At 71.2% G+C, this 19,301-nt stretch carries 19 protein-coding genes; 11 read left to right on the top strand and 8 right to left on the bottom strand.

Going from position 1 to position 19,301, the window contains the following annotated elements; genetic code table 11:
• Positions 1-11 precede the first annotated feature (11 nt).
• A complete protein-coding gene (locus EVJ50_RS03495; protein WP_150882382.1) occupies positions 12-836 on the top strand; it encodes a hypothetical protein in 825 nt (274 codons plus the stop codon).
• A gap of 11 nt (positions 837-847) precedes the next feature.
• Positions 848-2,242, top strand: a complete 1,395-nt coding sequence (murF, locus tag EVJ50_RS03500; protein WP_150884822.1) for a UDP-N-acetylmuramoyl-tripeptide--D-alanyl-D-alanine ligase — start codon at positions 848-850, stop codon at positions 2,240-2,242.
• Here murF and glmU read toward each other — a convergent pair.
• Genes glmU through EVJ50_RS03520 form a run of 4 tightly spaced genes read right to left on the bottom strand, consistent with a single transcriptional unit; the run spans position 2,196 to position 7,477 of the window.
• Positions 2,196-3,560, bottom strand: a complete 1,365-nt coding sequence (glmU, locus tag EVJ50_RS03505) for a bifunctional UDP-N-acetylglucosamine diphosphorylase/glucosamine-1-phosphate N-acetyltransferase GlmU (RefSeq protein ID WP_150882383.1) — start codon at positions 3,558-3,560, stop codon at positions 2,196-2,198. The genes murF and glmU overlap by 47 nt on opposite strands.
• A gap of 26 nt (positions 3,561-3,586) precedes the next feature.
• Positions 3,587-4,585, bottom strand: a complete 999-nt coding sequence (locus EVJ50_RS03510; RefSeq protein ID WP_225323063.1) for an MnmC family methyltransferase — start codon at positions 4,583-4,585, stop codon at positions 3,587-3,589.
• Positions 4,566-5,888, bottom strand: a complete 1,323-nt coding sequence (aroA, locus tag EVJ50_RS03515) for a 3-phosphoshikimate 1-carboxyvinyltransferase (RefSeq protein ID WP_150882384.1) — start codon at positions 5,886-5,888, stop codon at positions 4,566-4,568. Before aroA ends, EVJ50_RS03510 begins: the two co-directional genes overlap by 20 nt.
• A 29-nt stretch (positions 5,889-5,917) precedes the next feature.
• Positions 5,918-7,477: a UbiD family decarboxylase gene (locus tag EVJ50_RS03520; protein WP_225323064.1), complete on the bottom strand. Its 1,560-nt coding sequence runs from the start codon at positions 7,475-7,477 to the stop codon at positions 5,918-5,920.
• 114 nt (positions 7,478-7,591) lie between these two features.
• On the opposite strand from EVJ50_RS03520, the gene EVJ50_RS03525 reads away from it, so the two are divergent.
• From EVJ50_RS03525 to sds, 5 genes are read left to right on the top strand one after another with little or no spacing between them, the layout of a single operon-like run.
• Positions 7,592-8,335, top strand: coding sequence for a 2-phosphosulfolactate phosphatase family protein (locus EVJ50_RS03525; protein WP_150882386.1), 744 nt, complete (start codon positions 7,592-7,594; stop codon positions 8,333-8,335).
• Between the two features lie 42 nt (positions 8,336-8,377).
• The gene (locus tag EVJ50_RS03530; RefSeq protein ID WP_150882387.1) at positions 8,378-9,196 is read left to right on the top strand and encodes a carbon-nitrogen hydrolase family protein; all 819 of its coding nucleotides are present in this window, start codon (positions 8,378-8,380) and stop codon (positions 9,194-9,196) included.
• 14 nt (positions 9,197-9,210) lie between these two features.
• Complete coding sequence (locus EVJ50_RS03535; protein ID WP_370455579.1) at positions 9,211-10,305, top strand: N-acetylmuramoyl-L-alanine amidase; 1,095 nt, start codon at positions 9,211-9,213, stop codon at positions 10,303-10,305.
• Entirely contained in the window at positions 10,302-11,123 is an 822-nt protein-coding gene (gene murI / locus EVJ50_RS03540; RefSeq protein ID WP_150882388.1) for a glutamate racemase, read from the top strand. Before EVJ50_RS03535 ends, murI begins: the two co-directional genes overlap by 4 nt.
• Positions 11,124-11,146: 23 nt before the next feature.
• Complete coding sequence (gene sds, locus EVJ50_RS03545) at positions 11,147-12,118, top strand: solanesyl diphosphate synthase (protein ID WP_150882389.1); 972 nt, start codon at positions 11,147-11,149, stop codon at positions 12,116-12,118.
• On the opposite strand, the gene EVJ50_RS03550 is transcribed toward sds, so the two are convergent.
• On the bottom strand, positions 12,102-12,842 hold the full coding sequence (locus EVJ50_RS03550) for an HAD family phosphatase (protein ID WP_150882390.1): 741 nt from the start codon (positions 12,840-12,842) through the stop codon (positions 12,102-12,104). The genes sds and EVJ50_RS03550 overlap by 17 nt on opposite strands.
• Before the next feature lie 12 nt (positions 12,843-12,854).
• Here EVJ50_RS03550 and acs point away from each other — a divergent pair, with 12 nt between their 5' ends.
• Positions 12,855-14,846 (top strand): acetate--CoA ligase, encoded by a 1,992-nt coding sequence (gene acs / locus EVJ50_RS03555; RefSeq protein ID WP_150882391.1) that lies wholly within the window; start codon positions 12,855-12,857, stop codon positions 14,844-14,846.
• A gap of 5 nt (positions 14,847-14,851) precedes the next feature.
• Here acs and EVJ50_RS03560 read toward each other — a convergent pair whose 3' ends face one another.
• Entirely contained in the window at positions 14,852-15,625 is a 774-nt protein-coding gene (locus EVJ50_RS03560; protein ID WP_150882392.1) for a DUF1350 family protein, read from the bottom strand.
• Positions 15,622-16,095: a peroxiredoxin gene (locus EVJ50_RS03565; protein ID WP_150882393.1), complete on the bottom strand. Its 474-nt coding sequence runs from the start codon at positions 16,093-16,095 to the stop codon at positions 15,622-15,624. Before EVJ50_RS03565 ends, EVJ50_RS03560 begins: the two co-directional genes overlap by 4 nt.
• Before the next feature lie 62 nt (positions 16,096-16,157).
• On the opposite strand from EVJ50_RS03565, the gene EVJ50_RS03570 reads away from it, so the two are divergent.
• Both EVJ50_RS03570 and EVJ50_RS03575 read left to right on the top strand, forming a co-directional pair.
• Entirely contained in the window at positions 16,158-17,045 is an 888-nt protein-coding gene (locus tag EVJ50_RS03570; RefSeq protein ID WP_370455580.1) for a 3'-5' exonuclease, read from the top strand.
• A gap of 35 nt (positions 17,046-17,080) precedes the next feature.
• Positions 17,081-17,329 carry a hypothetical protein gene (locus EVJ50_RS03575; RefSeq protein WP_150882394.1) on the top strand — a complete coding sequence of 83 codons (249 nt, stop codon included), beginning with the start codon at positions 17,081-17,083 and terminating at the stop codon, positions 17,327-17,329.
• Positions 17,330-17,359: 30 nt separating this feature from the next.
• Here EVJ50_RS03575 and EVJ50_RS03580 read toward each other — a convergent pair whose 3' ends face one another.
• Positions 17,360-18,397 (bottom strand): glycosyltransferase family 2 protein, encoded by a 1,038-nt coding sequence (locus EVJ50_RS03580; RefSeq protein WP_191964853.1) that lies wholly within the window; start codon positions 18,395-18,397, stop codon positions 17,360-17,362.
• A gap of 74 nt (positions 18,398-18,471) precedes the next feature.
• On the opposite strand from EVJ50_RS03580, the gene EVJ50_RS03585 reads away from it, so the two are divergent.
• Positions 18,472-19,281, top strand: a complete 810-nt coding sequence (locus EVJ50_RS03585) for a WecB/TagA/CpsF family glycosyltransferase (RefSeq protein WP_150882395.1) — start codon at positions 18,472-18,474, stop codon at positions 19,279-19,281.
• Positions 19,282-19,301 lie beyond the last annotated feature (20 nt).

The following is a 19,301-nucleotide window of genomic DNA, read 5'->3' on the forward strand; positions in this document are numbered from 1 at the left end:
CGGAGGACCGGGTGCGGAACGAGCTGCCGGCTCCGTACCGCAGCCCCTGGAACCGGCTGGCCGGAGACCTCCAGGCCGTCGGAGCCGACATCGCCCTGCGGCTGCGGCGCCTCTGGCGCCTGAACCGGGAGGGCCAGCTGCCGCATCCACGCGGCTGGCCGGAGAGCCTGAGCAGCCTGTTCTGGCCGCTGCTGCTGGTGGGCGTGCTGAGCCTGCTGGCACTTCTCGGGAGCGTCCTCTGGCGCGGGAGCGAGCCGACAGCGGACGGGACAGCCACCGGGCCCGGGTCGACCGTGACAGCCGTGCCGGATGCATCCGAACCCCGTCAGGTCGATCCGGAGGTGGCGGGCCGCATCGACCTCCCGGCGACGGTTCCTGAGCCGACATCGCCCCTGACGCCATCCATCGCCGACCGGGAGGCCGAGGAACCGACCGCCGTTGCACCGGAGCCCATCCGCCCGGCGGCACCGGAGCCGACCGCGTCGACCGGTGCGGCGACCCGGGCCCAGACCCAGGCCAAGGCCCAATCACCGCTGGCCGTGCCTCCGAGTGCTCCGGTGCCGCCGGTCGGCTCGAGCCTCTGCCCGGAGCCACTGGAGCCGGACGCCGTCTCCCTGAGCGACCGGCGCGGGCTGATCGAGGCGGTCTGCTTCAGCGACGCTTCGCAGGCCCTGCTGCTGCAGCTGCGGGCGAGACCGCAGGCGGAGGAGGCCGAGGCGTGGCTGAACAGCGCGCGGGAGCAGGGCATCGATGGGCTCGAGCTGCGCCTCGTCGACGGCCGCCTGATCGGCCGTCAGGCCTTGATCGGGGACGGCATGATCCTGGGGAATCTGTGAGCGAGGCAGGGATGGCCCTCAGCAGCGACGATCTCCGGCGCCTCTGGGGAGAGCCGCTCGGGGAGGGAGCGCCGCCACCGGGAACCCGTCTCGGCCCGCTCGTCACCGACAGCCGGCAGCTGCAGGCGGGTGATGTGTTCGTGGCTCTGGAGGGCGAACGCTTCGATGGCCACGCCTTCCTGGAGCAGGCCCGGGAGCGGGGAGCTCAGCTGGCCCTCATCTCCCGCACTCAGCAGCGGCGGCTGCCGCCGGGTCTGCCGGGCTGGGCCGTGGACGACACCCTGGCGGGCTACCAGACCCTCGCCCTGCTGCATCGCCGCAGCCTGGCGGCCCCGGTGGTGGCCGTGACCGGGTCGGCCGGCAAGACCACGACCCGCGAGCTGATCCGGACCCTGCTCTCCGCCCTCGGACCCGTGGTGGCCAGCGTCGGCAACGAGAACAACGACATCGGTGTGCCCCGGACCCTGCTGCGGGCCGGTGAGGCGGAGGCGGCGCTGGTGGTGGAGATGGGCATGCGGGGACTGCACGAGATCGAGCGGCTCTCCAACTGCAGCGAGCCCGATGTGGCGGTGATCACCAACATCGGCACCGCCCACATCGGGCGGCTCGGCAGCCGCGAAGCGATCGCCACGGCGAAGTGCGAGATCACGGCGGCCCTGCGCCCTGCTGGGCTGGTGGTGATCCCGGCCGGGGATCCCCTGCTGGAGGAGGCCCTGGGCCGCGTCTGGAACGGGCGGGTGCGGCGGGTGGCCCTCGAGGGCGATGAGCACCGGGGCGGACCGGCCGCGGACTGCATCGCTGCCCTCGGCCGCAATGAGCAGGGCCCGAGCCTGGAGCTGGAGGGGGTGAGCCTGCCGCTGCCGCTGGACGGGCGTCACAACGCCCGCAATCTGCTGCTGGCCGTGGCCGTGGCCCGCGAGCTGGGCCTGCCCGACAGCCGCCTCGATCTCAGCCGGCTGGACCTGCCGGACGGGCGCAGCCAGCGCCGCGTGCAGGGGGGCCTGACCCTGCTCGATCAGACCTACAACGCCTCGCCCGAGGCGGTGATCGCCTCGCTGGAGCAGCTGGCCAGCGAGCCGGGACGGCGCTTCGCCGTGCTCGGCACCATGCTCGAACTGGGCGATCGCAGTGTGGAACTGCACCGGCGCGTGGCCGCCCGCGCCGCGGAGCTGCGTCTCGATGGCCTGCTGGTGCTGGACGGAGGCCCGGAGGGTGACGCGATGCTCGAGGCGGCGGCCCCCCTGGCCCGCCTGCAGCGGGCGCCGGAGCTGGAGGGCGCCGCCGCGGTGCTGACGGACTGGCTTCAGCCGGGCGACACGGTGCTGCTCAAGGCCAGCCGGGGTGTGGCGCTCGAGCGCCTCATTCCGCTGCTGCCGAGCTGGGACCCGGCCAGTCCGCCTTGTTGATCTGACGGGCCCGACCCAGGGCGAGCGATCCGGCGGGGACGTCCTCGGTGAGGGTGGATCCGGCCGCCACGGTGACGCCGTCGCCCAGTCGGATCGGGGCCACCAGGGTGGAGTTGGCGCCCGTCTTGCAGGCGCTGCCGATCACGGTGCGGTGCTTGCGCTGTCCGTCGTAGTTGGCCGTGATCGTGCCGGCCCCCACGTTGACGCGCGCGCCCAGGTCGCTGTCGCCGATGTAGCTGAGGTGATTGATCTTGCAGCCGGGCTCGACGCGGCTGTTCTTCACCTCCACGAAATTGCCGACCCGGCAGCCCTCACCCAGCTCGGAGCCCGGGCGGATGTGGGCGAAGGGCCCCACCTCCACCCCCGCCGCCAGGTGGCAGTCGCGCACCACCGAGTGCAGCACCCGCACATCGCGCTCCAGCTGGGCGTTCTCCAGCAGCGTTCCCGGCCCCAGGCGGCAGCCGTCGCCGATGCGGCAGGCGCCTCGCAGATGGGTCTGGGGTTCGATCACCACATCCCGACCCAGCTGGCAGCCATCGCTGAGGGTGCAGCTGGCCGGGTCGATGAAGCTGACGCCCTGGGTCATCCAGTGGCTGCGCAGCCGCTCCTGCAGGGTGGCCTCACAGGCGGCCAGCTGACGGCGATCGTTGATGCCGGCGATCTCATCGGCATCCGCCACCACGATGTGACGCGCCGGGTTCAGCTGGGCGACCGTGTCGGTCAGGTAGAGCTCCCCCTGGTCGTTGTCGCTGGAGAGCAGCGGCAGAACGGAGGCGAGCCGGGGCCAGTGGAAGCAGTAGATGCCGGCATTGATCAGGGGGTTGCTGCGCTGGGCATCGGTGCAGTCGCGGTGCTCCACGATCGCCTGCACCACACCGTCGGCATCGACGAACACCCGGCCGTAGCCGGTGGGATCGGCCAGTTCGGCCGTGAGCAGGGTCACCGCTGAACCGCCGCTGCGGTGTTCGGCCACCAGAGCCTCCAGCGTCTCGCTGCGCAGGAGCGGCACATCCCCGTTGAGCACCAGCAGATCCCCCTCGAAACCCTCCAGGGCCGGCAGCAGCTGCTGCACGGCATGACCCGTGCCGTTCTGGGGTTGCTGCAGCACGAAGTCGAGGTCGGAGCGATGGCTGAGCTGGCCCCTCACCCGCTCGGCCTGGTGGCCCACGATCAGCAGCGTGCGCTCCGGCGCGAGGGGACCGCAGCTGGCCAGCACCCGTTCCACCAGGGTGGCTCCGGCGATCGGTTGCAGCACCTTCGGCAGGTCGCTGCGCATGCGGGTGCCCTTCCCGGCGGCGAGGATGGCGACGGCGAGCATCGACGGCAGGGCGGCTGGCGCGGAATCTACGTGGGGTCCTTGTTGCCGCCCCAGCGCTCCCTCGGCCAGCGCCGCTGCCAGGCACCGGTGCTCTCCAGGGCGCTGCGGGCCTGGTCCTGCTGCCGCCGCCGGATCAGCTCGGCGGCCGTGCCGGTGCCCTCCGGATCGCGGTAGGGAATGGCCGCCCGGCAGCGCAGGTGCTCCTCCTCCATCGGACTCAGCGGGCTCCAGTGGTCGGTGCTGGTCGGTGGCTCCGGCAGCGTGGCCCCCGCGCCACCGGCCGGCTTCACCGCCATCGTGCCGCCGCTCCAGTCGGCGCGCTGCCCCGGAGCGGGCCGGAGCGAGTGGAGCTGCAGGCCCGCATCCCGCAGCACCGCCCGCACCGCGGCCGCCCGGCTGTAGGTGAGCAGACGTCCCCCCGGCCGCAGCAGCCGCGCCAGCCGGCCGAGGAACTCGGCACTCCAGAGCTGGGGGCAGCGGCGCGGCGAAAAGGGGTCCAGCAGGATCAGATCGAAACCCTGCGCGGTGTCCGGCGATGCGTCATCGCAGCCCAGCCGTTGCACTTCGCGCCGGGCATCGCCCCAGAGCAGGGCGCCGTCGCTGCCACCCTCGCGCCAGCCACCGCTCCGGCGCAACGCCTCCAGGCGCCGCAGCGTGCGCGGCGACCAGCAGGCGCGGAAGGAGGGATCCGCCAGCGCCAGGTCCAGGGGCCGGGGATCGTTCTCCAGGCCGCGCCAGTGCAGCGGCAGCTCCGCCGCCGCCGGACTGTCCATCAGGCAGGCGCTGTTGTAGCCGAGCCCCACACAGACATCGAGCACCCGCAGGGGGGTGCCGGGGGCCAGCCGGCTCAGCCCGGCCGGGGCCACGTATTTCCATCGGGCCTCCGCCATGGCGCCGCAGAGGCTGTGGAACGGCTCGCCGGCGCTGCCGCTGATCAGGGTGGGGCTGCCGTCCGCCGTGAGCCGGCGGTGCAGCTCGCCGGGCCCCGGCCCATCGCCCGGCGCGTCAGCAGAGCAGGCGATCAAGGTCGGTCCAGAAGCCGGGGTACGACACCGCCGCTGCCTCGCTGCGCTCCAACCGGCTCTCGCCGCTGGCCACCAGCGCCGCCACGGCCAGGCTCATGGCCACGCGGTGGTCGGTCTCACTGTCGAGGCCGGCGCCCCGGAGGGGAACTCCGCCCTCGATCAGCAGGCCATCGGGACGCTCCTCCACCCGCGCGCCGAGGCGCTCCAGCTGCCGGCTCATGACCGCCAGCCGGTCGGTCTCCTTCACCCGCAGCTCCGCGGCCCCCTCAATGCGGCTCTGACCGCGGGCGCAGCAGGCGGCCACGGCCAGTACGGGGATCTCATCCACCAGGCTCGGGATCAGATCGGAGCCGATGCGGCAGGCCTCCAGGGGCGCATGGCGCACCAGCAGATCCGCCACCGGCTCGCCGGCCACCAGCCGCTCCCTCTGAACGGTGATGTCGGCACCCATGGCGCGCAGCACCTGCAACACGCCCATGCGGGTGGGATTGAGGCCCACGTTCTCCACCACCAGTTCCGATCCCGGCAGGACCGAGCCGGCCACCAGCCAGAACGCCGCCGAGCTGATGTCGCCGGGCACCACCACCTCCTGCCCCCGCAGGGCCGGCCCGGGGCTGAGGTGCACGTGGCGCCCCAGTTCGCCCCGCACCTCCAGGTCGGCGCCGAAGGCGCGCAGCATGCGCTCGCTGTGGTCGCGGGAGCGGGAGGGCTCGATCACCGTGGTGGTGCCCTCGGCGGTGAGGCCGGCCAGCAGGATCGCCGACTTGACCTGGGCCGAGGCGACCGGTGTGCCGATCACCCCGCCCCGCAGGGGGCGTCCCTCGATGGCCAGCGGCGCGAGATTGGCCCGGTCGCGCCCGCCGATGCAGGCGCCCATCGTCTCGAGCGGCTGCCCGACCCGGCGCATGGGCCGGCCCCGCAGGGAGGCATCGCCGGTGAGCACGAAATGCCGCCCGACCCTCCCGGCCAGCAGGCCCAGCATCAGGCGCATGGTGGTGCCGGAGTTGCCGCAGTCGAGCACGTTGTTCGGCTCCTGCAGACCATCCAGACCGACCCCCTCGACCCGCACCGTCAGCCCGACCTCGATCGGGCTGACGGTCACCCCCATGGCCCGCAGGCAGGCGGCGGTGCTGAGAGGATCCTCCGCCGGCAGCAGTCCCTCGATGGTGGTGGTGCCCTCGGCGATGGCGCCCAGCAGCAGCGCCCGGTGGGAAATGGACTTGTCGCCGGGCACCCGCACCCGGCCCCGGAGGCGGCCGCCGCTGCTCAGCGGTCGCGAGGTCACGGCGGCGCTGGCGGTCACGGTCTCAGGGCGTGGGGCGGAACCGGATCCTATGGAGCCGCCTTGCTGCCCCTGAGCCGATCGAGCACCTGCTCGATGGCATAGCCGAAGAGGGTGGGGTCGGCCGGGCGATCCTCGAGGCCGGCCAGACCGAGCTCCTCCCAGCGGTCGCTGACCCTGGCCTCCAGATCAGCCGGGCGGCTGAGGGACTCGCCCCAGTCGTGGCGCTTCTCCGGTCCCAGCTTGGTGGTGGCGTCGATGGCGAGGCGGCCGCCGAGGCCGAGCCGCTCACTGGCGAAATCGAGGCTGTCGAAGGGGGTGTCCTCCAGAACGAACAGATCGCGCTGGGGATCCACCTGAGCGGCGATCGCCCACACCACCTGGCGCGGGTCGCGCACATTGATCGCGGCATCCACCACCACCACGAACTTGGTGTAGGTGAACTGGGGCAGCGCGCTCCAGAACGCCATCGCAGCCCGCTTGGCCTGGCCCGGGTAGGCCTTGTCGATGCTGATCACGGCCAGCTTGTAGCTGAGCGCCTCCATCGGCAGGAAGAAATCCACGATCTCGCTCACCTGCTGGCGCAGGATCGGGGTGTAGATGCGGTTGAGGGCGATCGCGAGCATCGCCTCCTCCTTCGGGGGACGGCCGCTGAAGGTGGTGAGGAAGGTGGGATCGCGTCGCTGGGTCAGGCAGTGGAAGCGCACCAGGGGCGAGGGCTCGGCCACGCCGTAGAAGCCCATGTGGTCGCCGAAGGGGCCGTCGGTGAGGGTCTCGCCGGGAGTGATCGTTCCCTCCAGAACCACCTCGCTGTGGGAGGGCACCTCCAGATCCACGGTCTTGCAGCGGGCCAGGCGCACGCCCTCGCCCGCATAGAGCCCGGCGAACAGCCACTCGCTCAGCTGCACCGGAATCGGCGTGGCGGCCGCCATCACCAGCAGGGGGTGCACCCCGATGGCCACGGCCACCTCCAGCTTGCGGCCCATGGCCGCCGCCTTGCGCAGATGGCGGGCACCGCCGCGCACGCTGAGCCAGTGCACCGTCATGGAGGTGGCGGACTGGCGCTGCAGCCGGTACACCCCAACGTTGGGTGTGCCGGTCTCCGGGTCCTTGGTGATGACCAGGCCGAGGGTGATCACGCCGCCGGCATCGCCCGGCCAGGGCCGCAGCAGCGGCAGGGCATCGAGATTCACCGCATCACCGCGGATCACCTCCTGCTGGCAGGGCGGGAAGAGATCGAGATCGGTGCGGGCCTTGATCAGGTCCCAGGCCACCGACGCGAAGCGCCGGGCCTCCTGCAGGCCCTTGGGCGGTCGGGGCTGCTGCAGCAGGGCCAGGCGACTGCCGAGATCCTCCAGCTGCTCGGCCCGCTCCAGCCCCATGCTCCAGACCACCCGCTCGACGGTGCCGAGCACGTTCACCGCCACGGGCATCGAGGAGCCGATCACGTTCTCGAACAGAAGCGCCGGCCCCCCACGGGCCAGAACGCGGTCGGCGATGGCCGCCAGCTCCAGATCCGGGTCCACCGGAGCGCTGATCCGGTGCAGCTGCCCCCGGTCCTCGAGCAGGGTGAGAAAACCGCGCAGATCCCGTACGGCGGCTCGGGTCATGGCGGCGGGCATCGCTGGTGTCAAGGGTGGTGATGTGTACTGTGACGCACCCAACCGGGCGATCGCGCCCCCGGGGTTGAGGCCCTAGCCCGGATCCATGCAGAGGTGATCGGGATGCAGTTGTTCGTCTTCCACGCGGCCGGCGATGTGCCCGGCGATCCGCAGGCTCCCCAGGCCGATGCGGGGGTGGTGATCGACGTGCTCCGGGCCACCACCACCATCGCCTGGGCGCTCCACAACGGCGCCGGCAGCGTGGCGGCGTTCGCCGATCTCGGCAGCCTGGCGGAGGCCTGGAGCGCCTGGCCCGAGGACCGGCGCCTGCGGCTGGGAGAGCGGGGCGGCCAGCGCCTGGAGGGCTTCGACCTGGGCAATTCACCCCTGGCCGTGAGCGCCGACGTGGTGGCCGGCAAGCGGCTGTTCATGAGCACCACCAACGGCACCCGCGCCCTGAACCGGCTGCAGGCGGTGCCGCTTCTCCTCACCGCCTGCCTGCCGAACCGGGCCGCCGTGGTGAAGCGCCTGCTGCAGGCGAACCCGGACCGGCTCTGGCTGCTGGGCAGCGGCTGGGAGGGCGCCTTTTCGCTGGAGGACACCCTGGCGGCCGGAGCGGTGATCGAGGGGCTGCTGGCCGGTGCACCGGCAGGCTCGCTCGAGTGGGGCAATGATGAGGCGCTAGCGGCGCTGGCGCTCTGGCAGCAGTGGCGTGAGCGGCCGGAGGAGGCTCTGCGGCAGGCCAGCCACGGCCGCCGTCTGCAGCGCCTCGGCGATCACGATGCCGATTTCCGCTGCTGCAGCCAGGTGGACGGATTGGATGTGGTGCCGGTCCAGACCGAACCCGGGGTGCTGGGCCTGGCCTGACACCGAGCACCACTACAGTTCGCCAGCCCTTCGATCGCGCCCGTGTCCAGCTTTCTGGCGGCGGCTCTGCAGCTCACCAGCACCCCGGATCCGGAAGCTAATCTCCGCGCGGCCGAGGAGCAGATCGAGCTGGCCGCACGCCGCGGGGCCGAACTGGTGGGACTGCCCGAGAACTTCGCCTTCATGGGTGAGGACAGCCAGCGGCTGGCCCTGGCCCCCGAGCTGGGGGAACGCTGCTCCCGCTTCCTGGTCACCATGGCCCGCCGCTACCAGGTGGTGCTGCTCGGTGGCGGCTTCCCGGTGCCGGCCGGGGAAGGGCAGACCTTCAACCGCTCGGAGCTGGTGGGCCGCGACGGCCAGATCCTGGCCCGCTACGACAAGATCCACCTCTTCGATGTGGACCTGCCCGACGGCATCACCTACCGGGAATCCGAGAGCGTGCGGCGGGGGCAGGAGCCACCTCCGGTGGTGGATGTGCCAGGGCTCTGCCGCGTGGGACTGTCCATCTGCTACGACGTGCGCTTCCCTGAGCTCTACCGCCACCTTGTCGGCGCCGGCGCCGAGCTGCTCATGATCCCCGCCGCCTTCACCGCCTTCACCGGCAAGGACCACTGGCAGGTGCTGCTCCAGGCCCGCGCGATCGAGAACACCGCCTATGTGGTGGCCCCCGCTCAGACCGGCCTGCACTACGACCGGCGCCAGACCCACGGCCACGCCCTGGTGATCGACCCCTGGGGCACGGTGCTCTCCGATGCAGGCCTGGTGCCCGGGGCGGCGATCGCCCCCATCGCCATCGGCCACCTGGAGCGGGTGCGCGACCAGATGCCCAGCCTGCGCCACCAGCAGCCCGCTCTCTTCTGAGGGGGCCTTCCGCGTTGACGCCGGTGACTCTCCGCCGTTCCCTGCCGCTGCTTGGCCCCCTTCTGGCGCTGCTGCTCCAGGGTGTGCTCGTGCTCCCCGCCCGGGCGGCCAGTGCCCTGGCGGCATGGCGCATCAGCAGCCAGGGCGAACTGCTGCTGCGCACCTCCGCCGGTGCTCGGCTCGGCGCCTTCTTCGAGGACGGCGAGGCGGGGCGGGGCCCGAGGGTCTGGATCGACTTCCCCGGTGAACTGAGCCGCCCCCGAACGCTGCCGGGATCGGGACCCATCCGTGAGATCCGGCTGGGCAAGCCCACCCCCGGCAACACCCGCCTGGTGGTGGAGTTCGACCCCGGCGTGGAACTCGACCCGGCGGACCTCAGGCTCGTGGGCACGGCCAGCAACCGCTGGAAGATGGAGTTCAAGGGCCTCTCCACCCGGGGCCTGAGGGCCATCGGGGAGGGTGATCTCAACCGCCCCTCGGTCGCCTGGCGTCCACCGACAACCTTCCGGCCCACCACGACCCCGGTCTCCCCGGAAGGGCTGCCGACGGTGCCCCGCGGGCGCTACCGGGTGGTGATCGACCCCGGGCACGGCGGTCCCGATCCCGGCGCGGTGGGCATCGGCGGCCTCAGGGAGACCGACATCGTTCTCGATGTGAGCCTGCAGGTGGCGAGGCTGCTTCAGGCCCGGGGCGTGCAGGTCACCATGACCCGAACATCGGAGGTGGATGTGGATCTTCCCCCCCGGGTCAGCCTGGCCAATCGCGTGGGTGCCACTGCCTTCGTGAGCATTCACGCCAATGCGATCAGTATGTCCAGGCCGGATGTGAACGGGATCGAGACCTTCTATTTCAGTGATCCACGTTCCGCACGCCTGGCCACAGCGATTCAGAGACAGGTGCTCAACGTGTCGCCCGGCAGTCCCAACCGGGGTGTCAAACGCGGGCGCTTCTACGTGATCCGCCGCACCCGCATGCCTTCGGTGCTCGTGGAGACCGGCTTTGTGACCGGCAACCTCGACTCGCGCCGGCTGGCCACGCCGGCCCACCGGCAGCGGCTTTCGTACGCCATCGCCACGGGCATCCTCAACTACCTCCGCGGCGGCTCATGAACGGGCTCCGCATCGGCCTGTTTGACAGCGGCGTGGGTGGGCTCACCGTGCTGCGGCGTCTGCTGGAGCGCCACCCCGGACAGCCCTGCCTTTATCTGGCCGACAGCGCCCGGGTGCCCTACGGCGGCCGCAGCCCGCTGCAGATCCGCAGCATCGCGGCAGAGGTGATCAGCTGGCTGATCGAGCAGCGGATCGATGCGGTGGTGATGGCCTGCAACACCACCAACGCCCTCGCCTACGACGTAGCCACAAGCGTGGCCAATGTTCCGGTCTACGGGCTGATCGACAGCGTGGCCCGGACGATCCGCTGGCAGCGCGTCGGTGTGCTGGCCACCGCCGCCACGGCCCGCAGCGGTGCCTACGCCGACCAGATCCGTCGCTACCGGCCCCACGCCCAGGTGCACGAGCAGGGCTGCCCCCAGTTCGTGCCGATGATCGAAGCGGGTCGGCTCGAGGACCCGATGCTGCGGCGGGAGGCCCAGCGCTATCTCTCTCCCCTGCTGGCCTCGCGGGTGGAGGCCGTGCTGCTCGGTTGCACCCACTACCCCCTGCTGGAACCGCTGCTGTGCGAGCTGCTGCCGGACTCGGTGGCTCTGGTGGATCCCGCCCAGGCCCTCACCGAACGGCTCGACTCCCTGCTCGGCCGGCCGGAGGTGCCCCTGCATCTCTCCACCCGGCCGCGTCCCCTGGATCTCAGCGGCTGCCGGTTCTGCGTCACCGGATCGCCGGAGGCCTTCGCCCGGGCGGCCGAACCCTGGCTGGGAACCCGGCCGATGGTGGAGTCGGTCACCCTGCGGGCCGAGGCCCGCGCCTCCTAGGATCGCCTCTGAGGAGAGGAGTCATGGAAACGGTTGCGGAGCTGCTCCAACCCGTTGAAGACGATCTTGAGACTCTTCTCAGCGATCTGCGCAGCCTGATCGGCGCCGGTCACCCGATTCTTCAGGCGGCGGCCGAACACCTGTTCACGGCCGGAGGCAAACGCATCCGCCCGGGAATCGTGCTGCTTCTGGCACGCTCGCTCGCGCAGGACGGTGAACTCAGCCCCCGCCATCGGCGGCTGGCGGAGATCACCGAGATGATCCACACCGCCTCCCTCGTCCATGACGATGTGGTTGATGAAGCAGCCACCCGCCGTGGCGTGGCCACGGTGCACAGTCGCTTCAACCACCGGGTGGCGGTGCTCGCCGGCGATTTCCTCTTCGCCCAGGCCAGCTGGCACCTCGCCAATCTCGACGATCTGGTGGTGGTGAAGCTGCTCTCGCGCGTGATCATGGATCTCGCCGACGGCGAGGTGCGCCAGGGCCTGTTCCGCTACGACACCGGCCAGACCTTCGAGACCTACCTGGAGAAGAGCTACTGCAAGACCGCCTCGCTGATCGCCAACAGCGCCCGCGCCGCCGGTGTGCTCAGTGGCCTTCCCGAGGAGCGGCTCGAGGCCCTCACAACCTTCGGCCGTCAGCTCGGCCTGGCCTTCCAGGTGGTGGACGACATCCTCGATTTCACCGGCAGCGACCAGCAGCTCGGCAAACCGGCCGCCAGCGACCTGGCCTCGGGCTACCTCACGGCACCCGCCCTCTACGCCCTGGAGGAGCGGCCGGCGCTCGGCGGCCTGATCGAGCGTGAGTTCTCCGAGGAGCACGATCTCGAGCAGGCCCTCGAGCTGGTGCGCGGGTCCGACGCTATCGCCCGGTCCCGGGCCCTGGCCGAGGGCTTCGCCTCCGATGCCCGCCGGGCCATCGCCTGGCTGCGGCCCTGCGCCTCCACCTCAGCTCTGCTGGCCCTGCCGGACGTGGTGCTCAGCCGCCTGTCCTGAGGGCGGCAGAGGGATCGCACGGGGCGGGCCAGTCGGCCAGCACCTCCTCCAGGTGGCGCACCCGGCGGCAGCCGGGTGGAAAACCATCCGGCTCCACCGCCTCAGCCACCAGCACGATCACCGTGCAGCCGGCGGCTGCCGCCGAACGGGCACCGGCCAGCGAGTCCTCGAACGCCCAGCAGCGATCGGGCGGCACACCGAGCCTCAGAGCACCCAGGAGGTAGGGGTCGGGCTCGGGCTTGCCCGCCCGCAGATCGGGGTCATCGCCATGGACCCGAACGGGAAGCAGGGCCTCCAGCCACGGGTGCGGCGACAGCTTCAGGGCCGCCGCCGCCGCGGTGCTGCTGGTGACCATGGCGGCCGGAAGGCCCAGGTCGCGGCAGTGCTCCAGCAGCCGGCGGGCCCCGGGGATCGGCCGGGCCGCCGGCAGCAGGGCGCGCACGACGGGCTGCTGCACCGCCAGCAGGGCCTCATCGGAGACGGTGAGTCCGGCATCGCGTTGCAGCCAGCCGCGCACCGCGGCCGCGCAGTCGAGACGGCGGCGGCCCCGCAGCTGCAGCAGCCGGGCCTCGCTGAGCTCCACCCCGAAGTGTCGGGCCGCCTCGCGCCAGGCCCGGCCATGCAGGGGCTCGGTGTCCAGCAGCAGGCCATCGAGATCGAACAGACAGGCCGCGGGCGGCTGTTGAACAACCGTGTCACCGGCCCGACCGCCGTGGCTGCCCATGGCTTGAATGCAATGCGGCGTGAGCCTTCTTCTACTCCCGCAGACGTGACGATCGAATCGGTGCTGCATGAGCAGCGTGTGTTCTCCCCTCCGGCCGATCTGGCGGCCTCGGCCCGGATCGGCAGCATGGAGGCCTATCAGGCCATGGCCCGGGAGGCCCTCGAGGACCCGGAGCGGTTCTGGGGCGAGGCGGCGCGCCGCGAACTGCACTGGTTCGAGCCCTTCCACACCGTTCTCGACTGGAGTGCGCCGCCCACGGCCCGCTGGTTCGAGGGAGGTCGCACCAACCTCTCCACCAACTGCCTCGATCGCCACCTCAAAGGACCCCGCGCCGACAAGTGCGCCCTGATCTGGGAGGGGGAGCCGGGTGATGTGCGCCGCTTCACCTACCGGGAGCTGCACACCGAGGTCTGCCGTGCCGCCAACGCGCTGCGCGGCCTGGGCATCGGAAAGGGCGACCTGGTGGCCCTCTACATGCCGATGATTCCGGAGGCCGCCATCGCGATGCTGGCCTGCGCCCGCATCGGCGCGCCCCACTCCGTCGTCTTCGGTGGCTTCTCGGCTGAAGCCCTGCGGGACCGGCTCGTCGATGGCCAGGCCAGGGCTGTGATCACCGCCGATGGCGGCTTCCGCAAGGACAAGGCCGTGGCCCTCAAGCCGGCCGTGGACGCGGCCCTGGCCGATGGTGCCTGTCCCTCGGTGGAGCACGTGCTGGTGGTGCAGCGCACCAAGGAGCCCGTGGCCATGCAGGAGGGGCGTGACCTCTGGTGGCACGACCGGGTGCCCGGGGCGGGCGACACCTGCGCGGCCGAGCCGATGGAGAGCGAGGACCGGCTCTTCGTGCTCTACACCTCCGGCTCGACCGGCAAGCCGAAAGGGGTGGTGCACACCACCGCCGGCTACAACCTCTGGGCCCATCTCACCTTCCAGTGGATCTTCGACATCCGCGAGGACGACATCTACTGGTGCACGGCCGACGTGGGCTGGATCACCGGCCACAGCTACATCGTCTACGGCCCCCTCTCGAACGGAGCCACCACGGTGATGTACGAGGGCGCGCCGAGACCGTCGAAGCCGGGTGCCTTCTGGGAGCTGATCGAGAAGCACCGGATCACCATCTTCTACACCGCGCCCACGGCGATCCGGGCCTTCATGAAGAGCGGCCGCGAGGTGCCCGATCAATCGGATCTCTCCAGCCTGCGTCTGCTGGGAACGGTGGGTGAGCCGATCAATCCCGAGGCCTGGATGTGGTATCGGGAGGTGATCGGGGGCGACCGCTGCCCGGTGATCGACACCTGGTGGCAGACGGAGACGGGTGGAGTGATGATCAGCCCGCTGCCGGGCGCCACACCCACCAAACCGGGATCGGCCACCCTGCCCCTGCCCGGCATCGACGCGGACGTGGTGGATCTCGATGGTCACCGGGCCGGCACCGACGAGGGGGGCTTCCTGGTGGTGCGCCGCCCCTGGCCGGGGATGATGCGCACGGTGCACGGCAACGAGAAGCGGTTCCGGGAGAGCTACTGGGAACACATCCGTCCCGAGGACGGCAGCCACATCTATTTCGCCGGCGATGGCGCCCGCCGCGACGGCGACGGCTACTTCTGGGTGATGGGCCGGGTGGATGACGTGATCAACGTCTCCGGGCACCGGCTGGGCACGATGGAGATCGAATCGGCCCTGGTCAGCCATCCGGCGGTGGCCGAGGCGGCCGTGGTGGGCCGTCCGGACGACCTCAAGGGTGAGGCGGTGGTGGCCTTCGTGATGCTGGAGGCCGGCCGCGAGGGCAGCGATGCCCTGGCCCGCGAGCTGCGCGGCCACGTGGGTGAGGAGATCGGCCCCATCGCCCGGCCCGACGAGGTGCGCTTCAGCGACGGCCTTCCCAAGACCCGCAGCGGCAAGATCATGCGCCGCATCCTGCGGGCCCTGGCGGCGGGTCAGGAGGTGCAGGGCGACACCAGCACCCTGGAGGACCGGAGCGTGCTGGAGCGGCTGCGCGGCTGAGCCGCTCAGCCGACGGTGCTGGGCTGGGGCCGGCCGATCCAGGCCAGCGCCGTCTGCGAGATGGTGGCGGCCAGCTGGCGCAGGCTGCGGCCCCGGGCCGGATCATCCGCCCAGGCCCCGAGCACCTGCCGCCTGAAGCCGGCACTGGCCGGAGAGAGATGGTCGCCCGGCAGTTGCAGCAGCCGGCTGGCGTCGTCGGGCCTGTCCTGCAGACAATCGAGCAGGGCCGGGCTCTGATCGAGGGCGTCCTCGCCGAAGCGGATCAGCAGGTTGCGGGGACAGAGGTGGCTCTGACGGATCAGGCGCAGCGTCTCCTGCGGGCCGGGGCTGAACTCGGTTGTGAACTGCAGGCGCGGAGCCAGCTCACCGAGCAGGGGGATGGAGCGATCGGCGGAGAAGTTGTTGAAGCTCATGGCCACCACACCACAGCAGGCCCGGCCACCGTCCGGGGCGAGCAGATGCAGCTTGCAGCCGAGGCTGTGGCCCAGCCGGAGCACGGGCAGATCGGCCGGCAGCCGGCCGCGATCCCGGTCCTGGGCCCGCTGGCGCCGGAAACTGCGCCAGGCATCGGTGGCCTGGGCCTGATGATCGAAGCCCGGCACGTAGCTCCAGGCCCGCACGGCCCAGTCCTGCTCAGCCAGCGCCTCCAGCAGGCGCCGGTAGCTCAGATGGGGCGTGGCGGCCAGGTAGCTGCCACCGATCATCTCCACCACGCCGACGGCGCGGTTCGGGGTGAGGCACCAGAGCGTGCCGCGCTGTCGCCAGTCCGGGGCGCTCATCCGGGCGAGGCGGAGGTCAGAGCCTCCAGGGCGGTGCGGGCTTCGCGCACGTGGGCGGCCGCATCGAGCAGGTTCTCGAAGACATGACGGATCACCCCCGAGCCATCGATCACATAGGTGACGCGACCCGGCAGCACGAACAGGGCATTGGGAACGCCAAAGGCACGGCGCAGCTGGTTGCCCCTGTCCGCCAGGAGGGGAAAGGGAAGGCTGTGGCGATCGCTGAAGCGCCGGTGGCTGGCGGCATCGTCTCCGCTCACGCCCCAGACCTCGGCGCCCAGGTCCGTCAGGCTGGCGTGGTTGTCACGGAAGGCGCAGACCTCCATCGTGCAGCCCGGGGTGTCGTCCTTGGGGTAGAAGAAGAGCACGAGCGGGCGACCCTCCAGCTGATCGCTGCGGCGTTCGACCCCGTTCTGATCGGTGAGGGCGATCAGGGGAGCATGGTCACCGGGAGCGAGCGAGGCAGCCACGTGCAGGGCGGAGTCAGGGCCGACACGCTATCGAGACGGTGCCGGCCGGCGGAGGTGCAGCGGTGGTGAACGAGGACCCCGCGGCCTGGAGCCAGCCCAGCCTGCTGGAGCTGGAGGCCGGCGCCCCTCCCTCAGGAGCGCCGCCGGAGCCCGCTTCGGCCCCCGGACCCGCACCCCGCGACTCCCGCTCCGCGGCAGGGGCTGAATGCACCGCGGCCGGGAGCCTGCCGGAGCGGCTGCTGATCATCGACACCGAGACCACCCACCTCGACCCCGACGAGGGGCGCTGCATCGAGCTCGGGGCGATCCTCTTCCACCTGCCCGCCCGGGCCGTGCTGGCCCAGCTCTCCACCCTTCTGCCCTGCCCCGAGAATCCGGCGGAGCCGGTGAACGGCATCCCGGCGGCCGTGAGCCGGCTGCCCATGCCCTGGCGGGAGGGGCTGCAGGCCTTCGCCGCCCTGCTGGACAGCGCCCAGCTGGTGGTGGCCCACAACGCGGCCTTCGATCGCCGCTGGTTCGGGCGTCCGCCGCTGCCGGCGGTTCCGCACCGCTGGCTCTGCACCATGGAGGACATCAGCTGGCCGGGGACTCTCGGTCTGAAGCCGCGCCCATCGGTGCGGGACCTGGCGCTGGCTCACGGGATACCGGTCTGGGCCGCCCACCGGGCCCTGACCGACTGCACCTACCTGGCCCAGGTGTTCGAGCGCTGCGACAACCTCGATCAGCTCGTGCGCGAGGGCCTCGAGCCCCGGCATCTGTACCGCGCCTGCATCAGCTACGAGGACCGCCAGCTGGCGCGCCAGGCCGGATTCCGCTGGAACGATGCGGTGCCCGGGGCCTGGAGCCGGCGCCTGTCCGAGCGGCAGCGGCAGGGCCTGAGCTTTCCCGTCGTCGCGGTGGATGAGAACGCAAGCTTTGTTTCAGCAAAGCGAAGGGAGATGGGGGGTTGACCTGAGCAGCAGGCGGGGCGCAACAGGCTGTGCCCATGGCTCCTCTGCACGGACAACTCAGCCGCTGGCAGCAGGCCCGCACCTGGGCCCGGCTGATCCGTGAGGCGGAAGCCCTCTGGCATGTGGATGTGCGCGACCTGCGCCGCATCGGCGCCCTCGAACTGGCCCAGCTGCTGCAGGAGGTGCCGCCGGCGATGCGGTGGCGGGTGAACCGCTGGCTCGCGGGCTACAGCGCCTCCACACGCTTCGAGCTCTCGGGAGCGGCAATCGACCAGCGGGCCTGAGGGCGGTTGCCGGCGGAGGTCCCTCCCGGCTCATGCCGCGGCGGCGCATTCCCGCGCCATGCGGCGGCGCTGGCTGCGGCCGGTGAACGCCATCGCCGTGGCCTCCAGGCGCCGATAGAGGGCGCGGGGCAGCACCAGCAGGGAGAGCACCGCTCCGGCGGTCACCAGGGTGCGGAGGGGATCCTGCAGCAGGATCAGGGGCGAGGTGCGCAGGGCCTGAACGAGGAAGTGCAGGGCCGTGCGGCGATTGCCCTGGGAGGTGGCGCGTCGGGCCAGGTAGCGCAGGTAGTAGCCGCGGGCCCTGCGGATGTGGGTGCGGATGAAATCGGGGGCGTAGGTGGCGGTCTTCTCCACATACCGCTCCCAGGAGCTGTACTGCTTGATCAGGTTGGCCGAGAGGCCGCCGGCATTGACCCGGTAGAGGGTGAGGGGTTCGGGCAGACCTTCGAACTGCCAGGAGGTGGTGAGGGCGATGCGGAGCCAGCACTCCACATCCTCCGACTGGCGGAAGCTCTCATCGAAGTAGAAGGCTTCCGGTTCCTCATAAAGGGTGGCCACGGTGGCGATCTCGTCGAGCATGCGCTTGCGCAGCACGATGCTGGAGCCGTTGCCGACGGGATTGCGCAGGAAGATGTCGCGGGCCGTGATCCCCTCGAGCTTGCCCATCTGGTAAAGGCCGAGGCTGCGGCCCGATTCATCGATGAATTCGGAGTTGGAGAAACTCACCCCCACACTCTCGCGAGCTTCAAGGTGAGCCACGTGCCGTTCCACCTTGGTCTCACGCCAGATGTCGTCGCTGTCGAGCAGGGCGACGAAACAGCCTCGGGAATGGCGGATGCCAGTGTTGCGTGCACCGGCCAGTCCGCGATTGCTCTGATGCAGGATCCGGATCCGCGCATCATCGAATCCCCGGCAGATGGCGATGCTCTTGTCCTGACTGCCGTCATCCACGATCAGAATCTCGAGATTCCGGTACGTCTGAGCGAGCACGGATTCCAGTGTCGCCGCCACAAACGGCGCGCTGTTGTACACCGGAATCACAACTGAAACCAGAGGGGTCTCCGCCACGGCTGCAGCCTGTTCTGGCGTCAGCTTGGCAGCCTCGGGCGGATGGGCACAATGAAGCAGTGCCCCTCCGCACCATGGCCGACCGCCCGACCGAACCCTCCCCCACGCCGGAATCCGGGGATCGCGGTGGCGGCTTCCTGTTCTCTGGGCTGCGGTATCAGCGCACCAGCCAGTCCGGTGCCGTGAAACAGATCGCGGCACGCCTGGACGCCGGCCACCGGACCCTGGTGGCGACGCCGAACGTGAACCACGTGATGCGGGCCCGCCGGACGCCGGCCTATCTGCAGGCCCTGCAACGTTTCGATCTGCTCTACGCCGATGGCATGCCCATCGTGCTGGCCTCCCGGCTGATGGGCTCCCCTCTGCCCGAACGGGTGACCGGGGCGGATCTCCTGCCGGCCCTCTGCGCGGAGGCGGAACGGCGGGGCGAGGCGGTGCTTCTGGCCGGCGGCGACACACCGGCGGTGCTGGAGGCGGCCTGCGAAGCCCTGCGGAGCACTCACCCAACGCTTGCTGTGTTCGGCCACTACCCGGAGTACGGCTTCGAGCGGGATCCCGCCATGAGCGACGCCCTGCTCGAAGCGATCCGCAGCTCCGGAGCCAGCGTGGTGTTCCTGGGGGTGGGCAGCCCCAAGCAGGAGGACTGGTTGCTGGCCCACAGAGCGGAGCTGCCGGTGGCGGCTTATCTGGCCTGCGGCATGGCGATCGGCTTCGCGGCGGGATCGGTGCGCCGCGCGCCGCGCTGGGTCCAGCAGGCGGGTGCGGAGTGGATCTGGAGGCTGCTGCAGGAGCCCGGTCGACTCTGGCGGCGCTACCTGGGCGATCTGCGCTTTCTGGGCGTGATCCTGCAGGAATGGTGGGCCGGGCGCGGCGGCCGCGCCTGAATCGGCCTGCGCCACAGGCG

This window comes from Synechococcus sp. RSCCF101 (genome assembly GCF_008807075.1).
Taxonomy (GTDB): Bacteria; Cyanobacteriota; Cyanobacteriia; order PCC-6307; family Cyanobiaceae; genus RSCCF101.